Origin of the sequence: Arthrobacter flavus (assembly GCF_039526005.1) — a bacterium.
In the GTDB taxonomy this organism is placed as follows: Bacteria; Actinomycetota; Actinomycetes; order Actinomycetales; family Micrococcaceae; genus Arthrobacter_D; species Arthrobacter_D flavus.
On the sequence record NZ_BAAAIJ010000036.1, the window covers coordinates 112,752 to 128,295 of the forward strand.

Below are 15,544 nucleotides of genomic sequence, written 5' to 3' on the forward strand. Positions count from 1 at the left end.
ACCCATGGGGCCCGACTAATTCCCGGCAGCCAGAATGTCGTTGGACCTGGCGAGGGTCTGCTCGGCGTGACGCAGAATCGGACCATCAATCATCCGACCCCGATATTGAAAGACACCACTACTGCGGGCCGCCTCGGCGAGGATGGACCGGGCATAGTCGATTTCTTCGGAAGACGGCCGATAAGCAGCACTAATGATTGGCGCCTGGCTTGGATGGATACACGCCTTCGAGCCAAATCCTGAAGCGACAGCATCCCGCGCCTCAGCAGCCAACCCGTCAAGATCGGCGATGTCGATATAGACCGAATCCATTGCTGCCTTGCCCGCGGCTGCAGCCGACAGCAGCACGTGGGACCGGGCATGCAACGCCACCTGACGATAGGACCCATTGTCGGTACGGCTTGACGACCCGCCCAACGATGCCACCAGGTCTTCGGCACCCCACATCAATGCCACTACGTTGGGTTCGGCTGCAATCGCCGGCGCGTTGAGCACACCGACCGCCGTCTCACACAGCGCGACTACCGAAAAAGCACTCAACCTCCACAGGTCGGCCGCAGCTTCGGCTTTCGCCAACATCACCGTGCGGTAGGCGGTGTGCTTCAGCATCTCGATGTCCAGTGCGAAGTCTGCCGTCGAGGCTGGGTTGACCCGCACGATCGTTCGGCGTGGATCGAGCCGGCTGGCGGCCACCGCCTGTCGTGCCGCTGCCTTATCCGCCGGGGCCACCGCATCCTCAAGGTCAAGAATGACCGCACTTGCCCGGTCTGCTGCTTTACCGAATCGCTCCGGACGGTCCGCTGGACAGAACAAAAGGGCTGGTCCCATGGTGAAACTGGTCATGAATCCGAGTGTCCTTCCTTGGTCCACATCAGCACGCTCCGGGTCAGCGTCGCGACGACGGCACCGTCCTGATTACGGCCGGTATGCTCCATCGTGACGATGCCTTGCCCCGGTCTGGACGACGACAACCGCTTCTCGACCACCACGGTCTCCGTGTACAGGGTGTCGCCGTGGAACAACGGATGGGGGAAACGCACATTGGTCATGCCAAGCTGCGCGACGATGGTCCCCTGAGTCAGCTGCGGAACCGACTGGCCGACAACTGTTGCCAGTGTCAGCATCGAATTCATCAGCCGCTGTCCAAAGGGCTGGGATTCACTCCACGCCGCATCGAGGTGGAGAGCCTGGGTGTTCATCGTCATGGTGGTGAACAGAACGTTGTCGGCCTCGGTCAGTGTCCGCCCCGGCTTGTGCGAATAGATCACTTCGGTGTCGAGCTCGTCGAAGTACAGTCCGCGCTGTTCAACGACGGTCCGCTGCGGGTCCGCCGGCTGCTCAGCCATTCAGGTCGACCTCCAGTGGGGCACCAGTGGCGGCGATGACCTCTTCGACGCTCACTCCGGGCGCCGTTTCACGCAGCACCAGGGTGCCGCCGTTGCGGTCGGGGTCGACGTCGATCACCGCGAGATCGGTGATGATCCGGTTGACGCACCCCTTTCCGGTCAGCGGAAGCGAGCAGGAGCTGACAATCTTGGGCTTGCCGCTGCGGTCAACATGCTCCATCATCACGATGACCCGCTTCGCACCAAAAACCAGGTCCATGGCTCCGCCCATGCCCTTGACCATCTTTCCTGGAATCATCCAGTTCGCGAGGTCACCGTTCGCCGCTACTTCCATGGCACCGAGCACAGCCACGTCGACGTGCCCACCCCGGATCATCCCGAAGGACGCAGCCGAGTCGAAGAAGGCAGCCCCGGCGTTGACGGTCACGGTTTCCTTGCCGGCGTTGATCAGATCCGGGTCGAGTTGCGCTTCGGTGGGATAGGGCCCGACGCCGAGAATGCCGTTCTCGGAGTGGAGCACCACCTCTACTCCTGCGGGGATGTAGTTGGGAATCAGGGTCGGCATGCCGATACCCAGATTGACGTACTGCCCGTTCTCAAGTTCCTGGGCAACGCGCGCTGCCAGTTCGTTTCGTGTCAGTGCCATGTCTCAGACCGCCTTCGCCGGGTTGGAACTATCGGATGCTTCGGAGAACAGCACCTGCTCGGAAGACTGTGCCGGATCGGAAGGCTGTGCCGGACCGGAAGGCTCTGCCTGCTCAGCCGCCAGGGACACCGTGCGCTTCTCGATCCGCTTCTCCGGATTGGCTGCGAGCACCACGCGTTGGACGAAGATTCCGGGGATGTGCACCTGCGCGGGGTCGAGTTCGCCGGGTTCAACCAACTCCTCGACCTCAGCGATGGTGATCTTTCCGGCCTGGGCGCAGAGCGGATTGAAGTTCATGGCTGTGGCATGGAACACGAGGTTGCCGTGCCGGTCACCCTTCCAGGCATGAACCAAAGCGAAGTCGGGGTTGACCGACTCCTCAAGCACATAGTCCTGTCCGCCGAAGGTGCGCACCTCTTTGGGTGCCGAGGCGACGGTGACGTTACCGGCGTCGTCGTACTTCTGTGGCAAGCCACCTTCGCTCACCTGCGTGCCAACGCCGGCCGGAGTGTAGAAGGCTGGAATCCCGGCGCCACCAGCGCGCAGCCGCTCGGCCAGCGTGCCCTGCGGAGTCAACTCGACCTCGAGCTCACCTGAAAGGTACTGGCGGGCGAACTCCTTGTTCTCCCCGACATAGGAGCTGATGGTGCGACGGATCCGTCCGTCGAACAGCAGGACGCCGAGGCCCCAGTCGTCCACCCCACAGTTGTTGCTGATCGTTTCGAGATCGGTGGTGCCCTGCTGGTGAAGCGCGTTGATCAGTGCCACCGGAATCCCGCAGAGCCCAAACCCGCCCACGGCCAGCGATGCACCATCGGGGATATCGGCCACTGCCTCGGCGGCGGTCGCAACAACTTTGTCGATCACTGTAACTCCTTAGGTACTGGCGTGGGGCGTGCTGCTAAAGACCGAGTTCCCGAGCGATCAGCATCAGCTGAACCTCGGTCGTGCCCTCGCCCACCTCGAGAATCTTCGAGTCGCGGTAGTGACGTGACACGGTGAACTCGTTGATGAACCCGTATCCACCGAAAATCTGGGTGGCATCGCGGGCGTTGTCCATTGCAGCCTCACCAGCCACCAGCTTAGCGATGGAAGCCTGAGTCTTGAACGGTTTGCCAGCGAGCATGCGCGAGGCGGCGTCGTAGTAGGCCAACCGGGCGGTGTGCGCACGCGCCTGCATCCGCGCAATCTTGAACTGGATCGACTGGAAGGATCCAATGTTGGTGCCGAAAGCCTGACGCTCCTTGGCGTACTTGATTGACTCTTCGACACAGCCCTGGGCGGCGCCGGTGGCCAGTGCTGCAATCGCAATGCGTCCCTCATCGAGGATCTGCAGAAAATTCGCGTACCCGCGGCCGCGGGTACCCAGCAGATTCGCTTCGGGAACGTGGACATCGGTCAGTGTGAGCGGGTGGGTGTCCGAGGCGTTCCACCCCACCTTGTTGTAGGCCTTCTCGGCCTTGAAGCCAGGCGTGTTGGTCGGCACCAGGATGGTCGAGATCTCCTTCTTCACCGAACCATCATCACGGGTGGTGGTGTCGGTAACCGCGGTGACGGTGACCAGCCGGGTGATATCGGTGCCGGAGTTGGTGATGAACTCCTTGGTGCCGTTGATCACCCATTCACCGTTCACCAGTTTCGCCGTCGTCTTGGTCCCTGACGCATCCGAACCGGCCTCGGACTCAGTCAGGCCGAAACCGCCGAGCGCCTTGCCGCTGGCCAGCAGCGGCAGCCACTCGCGTTTCTGCTCCTCGGTACCGAACCGGTAGACCGGCATCGCGCCGAGGGAGACACCCGCCTCAAGGGTGATGGCCACTGACTGGTCCACCCGGGCGAGCTGCTCCAGGGCGAGGCACAGGGCGAAGTAGTCCCCACCCATGCCGCCGTATTCCTCGGGGAAGGGCAGCCCGAACAGACCCATCTCGGCCATCTGGTCGACGACGGCGTACGGGAAGCTGTGTTCCTCGTCATGCTTGGCCGATACCGGCGCAACAACCTCGTCGGCGAAATCGCGGACGGTGTCTACCAGATCCTGGTATTCCTCGCTGAGTTCAAAGTTCATGACGTGAGTTCTTCTTTCATTCGGGTGTACCTGCGGCGTCGGGCTGAGTTTCGGTCGCGTGGATGCGTGCAACGATCTGGTTGGCTTTGACCAGGTCGCCGGGTTGGAGGTGGATCGATACGGTTCCGGCAACCGAGGCGGTCAGCTGGTGTTCCATCTTCATGGCCTCGACGCTGAGCAACGTCTGGCCGGACTCGACCGTGTCACCGTCGGCAACCGATACCGAGGTGACCGTCCCGGGCATGGTGGACCGGACTTCGGGGTCAGCCGCCCCCTCAGCGCGGGCGAGCCGCGAAAGCTGGGTTTCGAGCCGCTCGGTCCGGTTCAGGATCCGTACCGACGTCGACCATCCGGCGTCGGAATACCAGAGGGTGCTGCCGTGGTGGTCGGTTGACGCAAAACGTTCGACTACTGCCCGACGCCGGATGCCATCCACCGTCGCAGCGCCCCGTGCTCGGTCAATACTCACCGACCGAGCTGGACCTTCGCCGAAACGAACGTCATACCCAGCACCGCTGGGCTGGACGAGCACTTCCCGCACATCACCGGGCGACACGGCGAGATGCAGTGTCAGAGGTCGGGGGGTCCCAATCCGCCACCCGTCCCGACGGGCCCAGGGCGAGCCGACGGGGTGGAAACTGGCCGGTTCGGACGTCGAGTTGCCGGCTTCGGCTGCTGCGAGGATTGCGATTTCCTCGTCGGAAAGGCGGCGGAACACCAGTCCGGGCAGCTTGCGCTCGATCATGGTGGTGTCGAGACGGCCGGCGCGGACGTCGTCGTCGTTGATCAGCAGCCTGAGGTACTCAATGTTGGTCTTGACTCCCACCACCACGGTGTCGGCGAGCGCCCGATCGAGACGGTTCAGGGCTTCAGTGCGGTTGCTTCCCCAGGCGATGATCTTGGACAGCATCGGGTCGTAGCTGGCCGAAATTTCCAGCCCTCTGAGCAGGGAACTGTCAACGCGGATCCCCTCGCAGTGGGGTTCGGCGAGCTGGCTGACGACGCCGGTCGACGGCAGGAACTCGGCTTCGGGGTCCTCGGCGTAGACCCGCGCTTCGACCGCGTGACCAGTGAGTACGACGTCGTCCTGGGACAGGGTGAGTTTCTCACCGGCCGCGATCCGTACCTGCCACTGCACCAGGTCGACGCCGGTAACCATCTCGGTGACAGGGTGTTCCACCTGGAGACGCGTATTCATCTCCATGAAGAAGAACTCATCGGGCGCATCTGCCGACACGAGGAACTCGACGGTTCCCGCTCCGCTGTAGTCAACACTGCGGGCCGCGTTGCAGGCAGCTTCGCCGATCCGGGCCCGGGTTGCCTCATCAAGCAACGGCGACGGAGCCTCTTCGATGACCTTTTGGTGCCGGCGCTGCAGCGAGCACTCACGCTCACCCAGATGAATCACGTTCCCGTGATTGTCGGCGAGGATCTGGACCTCGATATGTCGCGGCGTAAGGATCAGCCGTTCCAGGAACAGGGTGTCGTCGCCGAAGGCTGAGGCGGCAACGCGGCGCGCGGTCGGCAGGGTGCCGGCGAGGTCCTCCTCACGTTCAACAACATGCATTCCCTTGCCGCCACCGCCGGCCGAGGGTTTGATCAACAACGGGTACCCGACATCGGCTGCAGCGCTCAGCAACTGCTGATCGGTCAGGCCGGGCCGGGCGATGCCGGGCACCACCGGCACGCCGTAATCCGTCACATGATTCTTGGACCTGATCTTGTCTCCCATGACATTCAGCGCATGCACAGAGGGGCCAATGAAGGCAAGGCCAGCGTCACCGAGCGCCTGGGCGAAGGCCTGGTTTTCGCTGAGGAAGCCATAGCCCGGATGAACCGCCTGCGCGCCGGTGCGTTGGCAAGCGTCGAGGATCGCGTCGATGGAGAGGTAACTCTGGGCCGGTGACGCTGGCCCGATCCGCACCGCCACATCGGCTTCACGCACGTGGAGGGCACCGGCGTCGGCGTCGCTATAGACCGCGACCGAGCGGATACCCAGCGCCCGGAGCGAGCGGATCACCCGGCAGGCGATCTCCCCGCGGTTGGCGACCAGCACGGTGTCGAAGAGGGCAGTGTCGAACAGTGCAGTGTCAGTAGTTGGTTCCATGGGTAATATCTCGCTCACATCCGGAAGAGGCCGAAGGAGGTGTCCCGGACCGGCGCGTTGGCACAAACATCCAAGGCGAGGCCGAGCACCGTGCGGGTATCCGCGGGGTCAATAATGCCGTCATCCCAGAGTCGGGCGGTCGAGTAGTAGGGGCTTCCCTGCTCCTCGTACTGGTCGCGGATCGGGGCTTTGAATGCCTCTTCGTCCTCGGCGCTCCACTCTTCGCCGCGACCCTCCAGCTGATCCCGCTTCACTGTGCCCAGCACCGCCGAGGCCTGGTTACCGCCCATCACCGAGATCCGGCTGGAGGGCCACATCCACAGGAACCGCGGCGAATACGCCCTCCCGCACATCGAATAGTTGCCAGCACCGAAGGACCCGCCGACGACGACCGTCAGTTTGGGGACCCGGCAGGTGGCGACCGCCGTCACCATCTTGGCGCCGTTCTTGGCGATCCCCCCTGCCTCGTAGTCGCGGCCGACCATGAACCCTGACAGATTCTGCAGGAAGATCAGCGGAATCCCACGCTGGTCGCAGAGCTCGATGAAGTGGGCGCCTTTGAGGGCTGACTCGCTGAACAGGACACCGTTATTGGCGACGATGCCCACCTGATGGCCGTGCAGGGTGGCGAAACCAGTGACCAGGGTGGCGCCGTATTCCTTCTTGAATTCGTGAAACAGGCTGCCGTCGACGAGCCGGGCAATCACCTCGCGGGCATCATAGGAGGCGTTGACGTCGGTGGGGACCGCTCCGTAGACCTCTGTGGGGTCGACCGCTGGTTCAGTGGAGTCCGTGATCTCCCAGGCTTGCGGGTTCCGCGGCAGGGTGGAGATGATGTCACGCACGATCTCCAGCGCATGGGTGTCGTTTTCCGCCAGGTGGTCGGTGACCCCGGAGATCTTCGAGTGGACGTCTCCCCCACCCAGCTCCTCGGCGGTGACGATCTCGCCGATTGCTGCCTTCACCAGGGGCGGGCCACCGAGGAAGATGGTGCCCTGGTTACGGACGATCACCGTCTCGTCGCTCATCGCCGGAACGTACGCTCCGCCGGCGGTACACGACCCCATCACCGCGGCAATCTGCGGGATCTTCCGGGAAGACATGGTGGCCTGGTTGAAGAATATCCGGCCGAAGTGCTCCTTGTCCGGAAACACCTCGTCCTGTTTGGGCAAAAACGCCCCGCCGGAGTCCACCAGATAGACACAGGGCAGGTTGTTTTCCAGCGCAATTTCCTGGGCTCGCAAATGCTTCTTCACGGTCAGGGGGTAGTAGGTGCCGCCCTTGACGGTTGCGTCGTTGGAGATCACCAGCACGTGCCGCCCGTGGACCAGTCCGACACCAGCGATCACCCCTGCCCCGGGGCACTCGTCGTCGTAGAGTCCATTGGCAGCCAGCGGCGCGATCTCCAGGAAGGGGCTGCCGTCGTCGAGCAGCTGGTCAATGCGCTCCCGCGGCAGGAGCTTCCCGCGGGCCACATGACGTTCACGCGACCGCTGCGGTCCGCCGAGGGCAGCCTCTGCAAGGCGTTCGCGCAATTCGGTGACCAGTTGCCGCTGTGCAGTGTCGTTCTCGCGGAAGCCGGGGCTAGTGGGATCTACCTGGGATGTCAGCGTCTGCATTGGGGTCTTTCCCTGACTGGTTGCTCGTCGGCGAGCGGACCGTCTGTTTGGAAGCGTTTTCAGTTAGTATGTACTAACTGAGTTTAGGTTAGTAGCTAATAACCGACTTGTCCACCAAAATGGAATGAGCGGTCTACCAGACCGCACGAGATGGGGGCATCAATGGAAGCTTCTGCTCCGAGCCGGATCACCGGCCGCAGCATGGCGAAGGCCTCCCGCCGCGCCGCACTGCTCGATGCCGCCGCCCAGTTGTTTGCCGATCGCGGCTACAACGGCGTTTCCATCGAAGACCTTGGCGCAGCCGCCGGCGTCAGCGGTCCGGCCGTGTACCGCCACTTCAGCAATAAGCCAGCAGTCCTTGGTGCGCTCCTGGCCGGGGTCAGTGAAGACCTGCTCAACGGCAGCAACGCGGTGGTGACGAACGCCCCGGACCCGGCATCGGCGCTCCGAGGGCTGATCGAGTTCCAGGTGGACTTCGCCCTGCGCAATGCCAATGTGATCAGGGTGCAGGACCGGGACCTGAACAGCCTGACCCCCGAAGATGCGCACACCGTGCGGTTCCTGCAGCGCCAATATGTGGAAGTGTGGGTGGATGTCATGGCCAAACTCCTGCCCGACGACGACCCCGCCCAACTCCGCCGGAAGGCGCATGCAGCCTTCGGACTGATCAACTCGACTCCGCACACAACTCCCCGCCGGAAAAGCAGCTCCGACATTGCCGATCTGCGGCTCCTGCTGGAGAAGATGGCATGGTCGGCGCTTAATGCGTAGCTCATTGCCTAGTAACCTGTTCCTACCCGCCATCTAGCCGAAAGTTCGATGTGACTTCACTACGCGCCGTTGAACCCTCCGACCTGGACGAGTTTTTCACCCATCAACTCGATCCCAGTGCCAACCACATGGCCGCCTTCACGGCCAAGAACCCAGCGGACCGCGGGGTGTTCAACCATCACTGGCAGAACATCCTGAACGATCCCCAGATCACCGTGCGCACCATCCTTCACGACGGCGCAGTGGTGGGCAGCATCCTCGCCTACCGCAACGATGAGACCCCCGAGATCAGCTACTGGATCGACAAGGCCAGCTGGGGCCAGGGCATCACCACTGACGCCGTGGGACTGTTCCTGGAGGAGTTCACCGATCGGCCGATCCGTGCCCGCGCCGTCGTCGACAACGTCAACTCCATCCGGATCCTCGAACGCTACGGTTTCGAGCACATTGGCGAGGTCCAGGGATTCGCCAATGCCCGCGGCGCCGTCGTCAAGGAACTGGTCCTCGAACTCCGCTAGCCACGCTAGATCATTGTCAGGACCATCCCAGGATCGGACAGGATCGTGCCGATGTCGGCGAGGAACCGCGATCCCTGCTCGCCGTCCACCAGGCGATGGTCGAATGACAGGCTGAGCGTCATCACCGACCGCAAGGCAATATCGCCCTGATACTCCCACGGCGTCCGGCGGACCGCGCCCATCGCGAGGATGGCCGCCTCCCCCGGATTGAGGATCGGAGTCCCCGCATCGATCCCGAATACTCCGACGTTGGTGATGGAGATGGTGCCGCCCGAGAGATCGGCCGGGGTGGTTTTCCCGGCACGGGCTGTCTCGGTCAGCATGCCCAGCGCCCGGGCAAGGTCCAGCAGGGAGATCCGGTCCGCGTCCTTGAGGTTGGGCACCATCAGCCCGCGCGGCGTGGCCGCGGCAATCCCCAGGTTCACATAGTGGTGCTGCACGATCTCGGCGGTCGCTTCATCCCAGCGGGTGTTGATCGTCGGATTGCGGTCCACGGCAATGCACAACGCCTTGGCCACGAGGGTCAGCGGAGTGATCTTCACGTCAGCGAAAGCCCTGGTGGTCTTCAGGCGTGCCACCAGGTCCATGGTCGGGGTGACGTCAAGGGTCAGGAACTCGGTGACATGCGGCGCGGTGAAGGCGCTGGCGACCATCGCAGCTGCGGTGTGTTTGCGCATGCCCTTGATCGGCGTCCTGGTCTCACGTTGCCCACTGGGTGCAGGCGTCTGGCTCGCTTCCACGGATCCGACAACCCCTGGGGTCTCTCCGAGGGCATTGTCCGCGGCAGCCAGAACATCCTCACGGGTGATCAGGCCGTTCGGCCCGGTCCCGGTAACCGATTCCAGCTCGACCCGAAGATCACGCGCTAGTTTCCGCACCGGCGGCGTGGAGCGGGGCCTCTCGCCCGACGCGGGAGTTTCAGGCGTTATCGGCGCCATCGGCGTGACAACTGACGCCGGCTCAGGTTCGGCCACCTGCTCAGGCGCCAATCGTGGCGCAGCGGGCACCGGCGCGGCACCGGCTGCCCCTCCGCGGGGACGCCGGGCAGGCCGTCCACCCTTTTCCACCGCGGCACCATAGCCCACGAGGTTGGGCTCACGTTTGGCCGGGACGCCATCGGCGCCACCCGCACCGTCACCACCCGCACCGTCGCCGCCCGCACCGTCGGAGTCAGCTGCGGCCGGGCCGCCGGTGCCTGCGCCCCCGCCATCGGAGCCACCAGCTGACGGAACATCGAAGGAAATGATCGGTGCGCCGACCTCCACCACGGTGCCAGGCTGCTCATGCAGCCGCGCCACCACCCCCGCGTAGGGGGACGGCAGCTCTACTACCGCCTTGGCGGTCTCCACATCGGCAATGATCTGGTTGAGTTCAACGACGTCGCCCTCGGCTACATGCCAACTGACAATTTCCGACTCGGTCAGACCTTCGCCAAGATCCGGGAGTCTGAATTCCTTAATCACGGTTGCCACTACCTTTCGATCCCGCTCAGTGAATTGGTTCGTCCCATGACGCGGTCAACGCCGTCAAGAATCCGGTCCAGGTCGGGCAGGTGATGGAATTCAAGTTTGGAGTACGGGTAGGGGATGTCGAAGCCGGTGACCCGGACCGGTGCGTGCTCGAGATAGTTGAAGCAGCGTTCAGTGATGCTGGCAGCGATCTCCGCACCCAGCCCACCCGACTGTGCAGCCTCGTGAGTGATGACTAGCCGCCCGGTTTTACGCACCGATGTCTCGATCGTAGCGAAGTCGATGGGAGCCAGCGACCGCAAGTCGATGACCTCGACGGAGATACCCTCGTCCGACGCCGCGATTGCGGCGTCACGGGCAGTTGGAACCAGCGGACCGTAGGTCACCAGAGTCACTTCGTCACCCTCGGCGACCACCTGTGCGTCCTCCATCGATGACGCTGCGAGGTCGATCGACTCATCCACCTCGCCCTTGACGTGGTAGCGCCGTTTCGGCTCGAAGTACAGGACCGGGTCGTCACAGGCGATGGCCTGCTGGATCATCGTGTAGGCGTCTTGGGGGTTGGAAACGCTGACCACCCGCAAGCCCGAGGTGTGGGTGAAATAGGCTTCGGGCGACTCCGAGTGGTGCTCGGGCGAACCGATGCCGCCCCCGAACGGCACCCTGATCGTGATTGGCATTTTGACGGCGCCCTGGGTCCGGTAGTGCAGTTTGGCGACCTGGCAGACGATCTGGTCAAAAGCGGGGTAAATGAATCCGTCGAACTGGATCTCCACCACGGGCCGGTACCCGCGGTACGCCATGCCGACGGCGGTCCCCATAATGGCGGACTCCGCCAACGGGGTGTCCAGCACACGGTGTTCCCCGAAGTCCTTCTGGAGGCCCTCGGTAATCCTGAATACACCGCCGAGCTTGCCGATGTCCTCACCCATGAGGATCACCTTCGGGTCGTTTTCCATGGCCCGGCGCATGCCGGCGTTGATAGCGCGGCCAAAGGTCATGGTGGACATTAGAGGCTTCCTTCCGTGGCTGTTCCACTGCTCTTCTGCGACTCGGATTCAACAGGCCCGGAGTCGAAGGAGGCGAGGTAGCGGCCGTAGTTCTCCTGCTGGCGGTCCAGCCAGGAGTTGGGGGTGCTGTAAACGTGCTTGAAGACGTCCATGGGAGCGGGCTCCGGCATTTCAATGCACCCGGCACGGAGTCTGGCGGCGACGTCGTTGGCCTTCGCGTTCACCGCGGCGAGGAAATCCGGTGTCAGTAACCCGAGCGAATCCAGGAGCACAGACAGCCGGGAGATCGGGTCCTTCGCTGCCCAGTCCTCGAGTTCGTTCGCGTCGCGGTATTTGGTGGGGTCGTCAGCTGTGGTGTGGGGCCCCATCCGGTAGGTGACAGCTTCGATGAAGCTTGGCCCGCCGCCAGACCGCGCCCGGTCGAGCGCCTCTCGGGTCACCGCCAGGCAGGCCAGAACGTCGTTGCCGTCCACCCTGACGGATGGGATCCCGAAGCCTGGCGCACGGTTGGCAATCGGGACATGAGCCTGCAGGCCTACCGGCTCCGAAATGGCCCAGTGGTTGTTCTGGCAGAAGAAGATGACCGGCGCCTGGTAGCTGGCGGCGAAGACCATCGCCTCGTTGACGTCACCCTGGCTGGTGGCACCGTCGCCGAAGTAGGTGACGGCCACGGAATCGGCGCCGTCGTTCTGGATGCCCATCGCGTACCCGGTGGCATGCAGGGTTTGCGCACCGATAATGACCTGTGGGGTGGCCATGTTGATCGAGAAGGGGTCCCAGCCGGAGGAGGCGTTGCCTCGCCACACCCGGAGAATATCGGTGAAATCGACACCGCGGCAGTACGCCACCGCATTTTCACGGTAGCTGGAGAAAACAAAGTCGTCCTCTCGGAGCGCCCTGCCTGAGCCGATCTGAGCCGCTTCCTGTCCCAGCAGAGGCGGCCAGAGGGCGAGTTCGCCCTGCCGCTGGAGCGCGGTCGCCTCGGCGTCGATCCGGCGGACCACCACCATGTCCTCATAGAGTGCCTGCAACGCCGGGCCGTCGACGTCGGCAACCCACCTGTCGTAGTCTCCGCTGGACTGTCGAACACCCGCGGGGGTCAGCAGCTGGATCAGTGAGTCTTCTCCAGCGGAAGCGGTGTCATTCAGGGGCACAATTACACAACCTTCATTGAGTGCACCGACCCGCCAACGAATCACTCTGATCCGGTCGCGTCGTCGGACCTTGACCTTCGGGCGTCTTTACCCAAAGATACTGTGACCCTACTCACAGGGTCCAAGGAGCACAACCGATCCCCGTTTGACTGAGCACCATGCCCAATTCAGGCAGACCGCACCGTGTTAGCATTGCGCATTATGCACCCCCTGGATTCCACTGACACCCGTCTGCTGATGGCCCTCGCTAAAGACCCCCGACGCACCGTCGTCGCGCTGGCCCAGAAACTAGGGCTGTCCCGCAACACGGTGCAGGCCAGGATGGCACAGCTGGAGAAAAAGTCAGTGTTCCTGTCCTTTGAGCGGCGGATCAATCCGGTTGCTCTCGGCTACCCGCTGATGGCCTTCATTCATGTGCATGTGCAGCAGCAGAAACTTGCGGCGATCACCGAGCAACTCGCGGGTATCCCCGAGGTGCTCGAAGCATATGGTCTGACCGGCCAGGCCGATATTCTGGTCCGCGTGGTCTGCGCCGATGCTGAGGACCTCTTCCGAATCAATGGGAAGATCCTCGGTTGCGACGGAGTGGAACGCTGTGACACCTCCCTGGCTATGGGCGAACTGGTCCCTTTCCGGGTGGAGCCCCTCCTGGAACGTGGGCCCCGGCAGCCGGGTGGGTGAGGGCGGGTACACGTAACACCGGAATCCCAACCCCGTGCACGGCACGCCCCTTCCGGAACAACCCCCTCACATGCCAACAGGCCGGCCCGGACTCGGGCCGGCCTGTTGCCGTTGACCATCGGTGTCGAAGCGAAGGGTTAGTGTTCTGTTGCCTTTTCCGCACCAACTCCGGTCAGGGACCGGACTTCCATTTCCGCCTGCTTCTGCGGATCCTCGGTGGTCTTGGCGAGGACGCTTCCAAGCCAGCCGAGGAAGAACGCCAGCGGGATGGAGACGATGCCCGGGTTGTTCAGTGGGAACAGGACAAAGTCGGCGCCCTGGATCATCGAGGTTTCCCGGCCCGAAACAACAGGTGAGAAGGCGATGAGCAACATTGCGGAACCGAGCCCGCCGTACATGCTCCAGATTGCACCCTGGGTGTTGAAGCGCTTCCAGAAGAGCGAGTAGAGAATGGTTGGCAGGTTGGCGCTTGCTGCAACTGCGAAGGCGAGCGCCACCAGGAAGGCAATGTTCTGCCCCTGCGCGCCGATGCCGCCGAGGATGGACAGGATGCCAATGACGACGACGGTGCGCCGTGCAACCTTCACCTCGCCGTCAGGGTCGAGGTTGCCCTTGCGGATCACGTTTGCGTAGATGTCATGGGCAAACGATGCTGCCGCGGTGATCGTCAGACCAGCAACCACCGCGAGGATGGTGGCGAACGCGACTGCCGAAATGACCCCGAGCAGGATTGGCCCGCCCAACTCAAACGCCAGCAGCGGCGCTGCCGAGTTGACGCCACCCGGGGCTGCGGTGATGCGATCGGCACCGATGAGGGCACCAGCGCCGTAACCGAGGACCAGGGTGAACAGGTAGAACCCACCGATCAGCCAGATGGCCCAGACCACTGAGCGGCGGGCTTCCTTGGCAGTCGGAACCGTGTAGAAGCGCATCAGCACATGCGGCAGGGCCGCGGTACCCAGGACCAGCGCCAGCGCGAGGGAGACGAAGTCCAACTGCGAGGTCGAGCTGATACCGTACTGCAGCCCAGGGTTGATGATCTCAGGGTTTCCTGCGGTCTCCATGGCGGCACCGAGCAGGGTGGACAAGTTGAAGTTGTGGATAGCGAGAACCCAGATGGTCATCACGAACGCACCGGTGATCAGCATGACCGCCTTGATGATCTGCACCCAGGTGGTGCCCTTCATGCCGCCGATTAGTACGTAAAGGATCATCAACCCGCCGACGACGGTGATGACCAGGGACTGGCCGATCCGGTCGTCAATGCCCAGCAGGAGGGACACAAGCCCGCCTGCGCCAGCCATCTGCGCAAGAAGGTAGAAGAAGCAGACTGCCAGGGTGGTGATGGCTGCGGCGATCCGCACGGGACGCTGGCGCAACCGGAAGGAGAGGACATCGGCCATGGTGAACTTGCCGGTATTGCGGAGTAGTTCAGCCACGAGCAGCAGGGCTACCAGCCAGGCGACAAGGAAGCCGATCGAGTAGAGAAACCCGTCGTAGCCGTTGATGGCAATGGCGCCGACGATTCCGAGGAACGAAGCGGCCGAGAGGTAGTCGCCGGCGATGGCGGTACCGTTTTGCGGTCCGCTGAAGGACCGGCCCGCGGCGTAGTAGTCGGCCGCGGTTTTGGTGTTACGGCTTGCCCGGAGCACGATCACGAGGGTGACGGCCACGAACAATCCGAAAATGGTCATGTTGAGCCACGGTTCACCAACCTGGGTGCTTTCGACCGTCTGCATCGGCAGGGAGAGGGGCATCATTTGGTAGCTCCTGGCTTTTCGGTGAAGACCTCCGGTGCGGTGGCCTCAAGCTCGTGGCGGATGTCCGCGGCGATCGGGTCAAGCTTCCGGTTGGCGTAGGTGACGTAGCCCATAGTGATGGCGAATGTGGTGACGAACTGCAGTAGACCCATGATGAGTCCGATATTGATGTTCCCCCACACCGGGGTGGACATGAAGTCGGTGGCGTAGGACGCCAGCAGCACGTACAGGAAATACCAGAGCAGGAAAAAGACTGCCATGGGGAAAACGAAGCTACGGTGGCGTTTGCGCAGTTCCTTAAATTGGGGGTTCTGCTGATATGCGGTGAAGTCGACGGGCGCTGCTGTGCCTGCATCCGGCGGCGATGACTCGGTAGCCATGATTCCTCCTCGTTGAGAACG

15 protein-coding genes are annotated in these 15,544 nt (G+C 63.1%); 3 read left to right on the forward strand and 12 right to left on the reverse strand.

Annotation, left to right across the window (positions count from 1 at the left end):
- Nucleotides 1–15: 15 nt before the first annotated feature.
- From ABD059_RS09630 to ABD059_RS09660, 7 genes are read right to left on the reverse strand one after another with little or no spacing between them, the layout of a single operon-like run.
- The gene (locus ABD059_RS09630) at nt 16–843 is read right to left on the reverse strand and encodes an HpcH/HpaI aldolase/citrate lyase family protein (RefSeq protein WP_343879462.1); all 828 of its coding nucleotides are present in this window, start codon (nt 841–843) and stop codon (nt 16–18) included.
- Nucleotides 840–1,346, reverse strand: coding sequence for a MaoC family dehydratase (locus tag ABD059_RS09635; RefSeq protein WP_343879464.1), 507 nt, complete (start codon nt 1,344–1,346; stop codon nt 840–842). Before ABD059_RS09635 ends, ABD059_RS09630 begins: the two co-directional genes overlap by 4 nt.
- Nucleotides 1,339–1,992 carry a CoA transferase subunit B gene (locus ABD059_RS09640; protein WP_343879466.1) on the reverse strand — a complete coding sequence of 218 codons (654 nt, stop codon included), beginning with the start codon at nt 1,990–1,992 and terminating at the stop codon, nt 1,339–1,341. Before ABD059_RS09640 ends, ABD059_RS09635 begins: the two co-directional genes overlap by 8 nt.
- A 3-nt stretch (nt 1,993–1,995) precedes the next feature.
- Nucleotides 1,996–2,859 (reverse strand): CoA transferase subunit A, encoded by an 864-nt coding sequence (locus tag ABD059_RS09645; RefSeq protein ID WP_343879468.1) that lies wholly within the window; start codon nt 2,857–2,859, stop codon nt 1,996–1,998.
- A gap of 34 nt (nt 2,860–2,893) precedes the next feature.
- A complete protein-coding gene (locus ABD059_RS09650; RefSeq protein ID WP_343879470.1) occupies nt 2,894–4,054 on the reverse strand; it encodes an acyl-CoA dehydrogenase family protein in 1,161 nt (386 codons plus the stop codon).
- Between the two features lie 16 nt (nt 4,055–4,070).
- Complete coding sequence (locus tag ABD059_RS09655) at nt 4,071–6,161, reverse strand: acetyl/propionyl/methylcrotonyl-CoA carboxylase subunit alpha (RefSeq protein WP_343879472.1); 2,091 nt, start codon at nt 6,159–6,161, stop codon at nt 4,071–4,073.
- 14 nt (nt 6,162–6,175) lie between these two features.
- On the reverse strand, nt 6,176–7,780 hold the full coding sequence (locus ABD059_RS09660) for a carboxyl transferase domain-containing protein (protein WP_343879474.1): 1,605 nt from the start codon (nt 7,778–7,780) through the stop codon (nt 6,176–6,178).
- 162 nt (nt 7,781–7,942) lie between these two features.
- Between ABD059_RS09660 and ABD059_RS09665 the strand changes: the two genes are divergently transcribed.
- Complete coding sequence (locus ABD059_RS09665) at nt 7,943–8,551, forward strand: TetR/AcrR family transcriptional regulator (RefSeq protein ID WP_343879476.1); 609 nt, start codon at nt 7,943–7,945, stop codon at nt 8,549–8,551.
- Between the two features lie 50 nt (nt 8,552–8,601).
- A complete protein-coding gene (locus ABD059_RS09670) occupies nt 8,602–9,069 on the forward strand; it encodes a GNAT family N-acetyltransferase (protein WP_019483495.1) in 468 nt (155 codons plus the stop codon).
- Nucleotides 9,070–9,074: 5 nt separating this feature from the next.
- Here the strand turns inward: ABD059_RS09670 and ABD059_RS09675 are convergent, their stop codons facing one another.
- The 3 genes from ABD059_RS09675 to pdhA are packed head-to-tail and all read right to left on the reverse strand — an operon-like array spanning nt 9,075 to nt 12,702.
- On the reverse strand, nt 9,075–10,532 hold the full coding sequence (locus ABD059_RS09675; RefSeq protein WP_343879553.1) for a dihydrolipoamide acetyltransferase family protein: 1,458 nt from the start codon (nt 10,530–10,532) through the stop codon (nt 9,075–9,077).
- Between the two features lie 8 nt (nt 10,533–10,540).
- Entirely contained in the window at nt 10,541–11,548 is a 1,008-nt protein-coding gene (locus ABD059_RS09680; RefSeq protein WP_343879479.1) for an alpha-ketoacid dehydrogenase subunit beta, read from the reverse strand.
- Entirely contained in the window at nt 11,548–12,702 is a 1,155-nt protein-coding gene (pdhA, locus tag ABD059_RS09685) for a pyruvate dehydrogenase (acetyl-transferring) E1 component subunit alpha (protein ID WP_343879481.1), read from the reverse strand. The genes ABD059_RS09680 and pdhA overlap by 1 nt, the downstream gene beginning before the upstream one ends.
- 201 nt (nt 12,703–12,903) lie before the next feature.
- Here pdhA and ABD059_RS09690 point away from each other — a divergent pair, with 201 nt between their 5' ends.
- Nucleotides 12,904–13,383, forward strand: coding sequence for an Lrp/AsnC family transcriptional regulator (locus tag ABD059_RS09690; RefSeq protein ID WP_343879483.1), 480 nt, complete (start codon nt 12,904–12,906; stop codon nt 13,381–13,383).
- Nucleotides 13,384–13,520: 137 nt separating this feature from the next.
- Here the strand turns inward: ABD059_RS09690 and ABD059_RS09695 are convergent, their stop codons facing one another.
- Both ABD059_RS09695 and ABD059_RS09700 read right to left on the reverse strand, forming a co-directional pair.
- Nucleotides 13,521–15,143 carry a solute symporter family protein gene (locus ABD059_RS09695; protein ID WP_343879485.1) on the reverse strand — a complete coding sequence of 541 codons (1,623 nt, stop codon included), beginning with the start codon at nt 15,141–15,143 and terminating at the stop codon, nt 13,521–13,523.
- Nucleotides 15,140–15,523 (reverse strand): DUF485 domain-containing protein, encoded by a 384-nt coding sequence (locus ABD059_RS09700; RefSeq protein WP_343879487.1) that lies wholly within the window; start codon nt 15,521–15,523, stop codon nt 15,140–15,142. The genes ABD059_RS09695 and ABD059_RS09700 overlap by 4 nt, the downstream gene beginning before the upstream one ends.
- Nucleotides 15,524–15,544 lie beyond the last annotated feature (21 nt).

Bases quoted from the DNA above. Each gene is read 5' to 3' on its own strand.
- ABD059_RS09630 (WP_343879462.1), bottom strand. From the start codon at position 843: ATGACCAGTTTCACCATGGGACCAGCCCTTTTGTTCTGTCCAGCGGAC.
- ABD059_RS09635 (WP_343879464.1), bottom strand. From the start codon at position 1,346: ATGGCTGAGCAGCCGGCGGACCCGCAGCGGACCGTCGTTGAACAGCGC.
- ABD059_RS09640 (WP_343879466.1), bottom strand. From the start codon at position 1,992: ATGGCACTGACACGAAACGAACTGGCAGCGCGCGTTGCCCAGGAACTT.
- ABD059_RS09650 (WP_343879470.1), bottom strand. From the start codon at position 4,054: ATGAACTTTGAACTCAGCGAGGAATACCAGGATCTGGTAGACACCGTC.
- ABD059_RS09655 (WP_343879472.1), bottom strand. From the start codon at position 6,161: ATGGAACCAACTACTGACACTGCACTGTTCGACACTGCCCTCTTCGAC.
- ABD059_RS09660 (WP_343879474.1), bottom strand. From the start codon at position 7,780: ATGCAGACGCTGACATCCCAGGTAGATCCCACTAGCCCCGGCTTCCGC.
- ABD059_RS09665 (WP_343879476.1), top strand. From the start codon at position 7,943: ATGGAAGCTTCTGCTCCGAGCCGGATCACCGGCCGCAGCATGGCGAAG.
- ABD059_RS09680 (WP_343879479.1), bottom strand. From the start codon at position 11,548: ATGTCCACCATGACCTTTGGCCGCGCTATCAACGCCGGCATGCGCCGG.
- ABD059_RS09690 (WP_343879483.1), top strand. From the start codon at position 12,904: ATGCACCCCCTGGATTCCACTGACACCCGTCTGCTGATGGCCCTCGCT.
- ABD059_RS09695 (WP_343879485.1), bottom strand. From the start codon at position 15,143: ATGATGCCCCTCTCCCTGCCGATGCAGACGGTCGAAAGCACCCAGGTT.
- ABD059_RS09700 (WP_343879487.1), bottom strand. From the start codon at position 15,523: ATGGCTACCGAGTCATCGCCGCCGGATGCAGGCACAGCAGCGCCCGTC.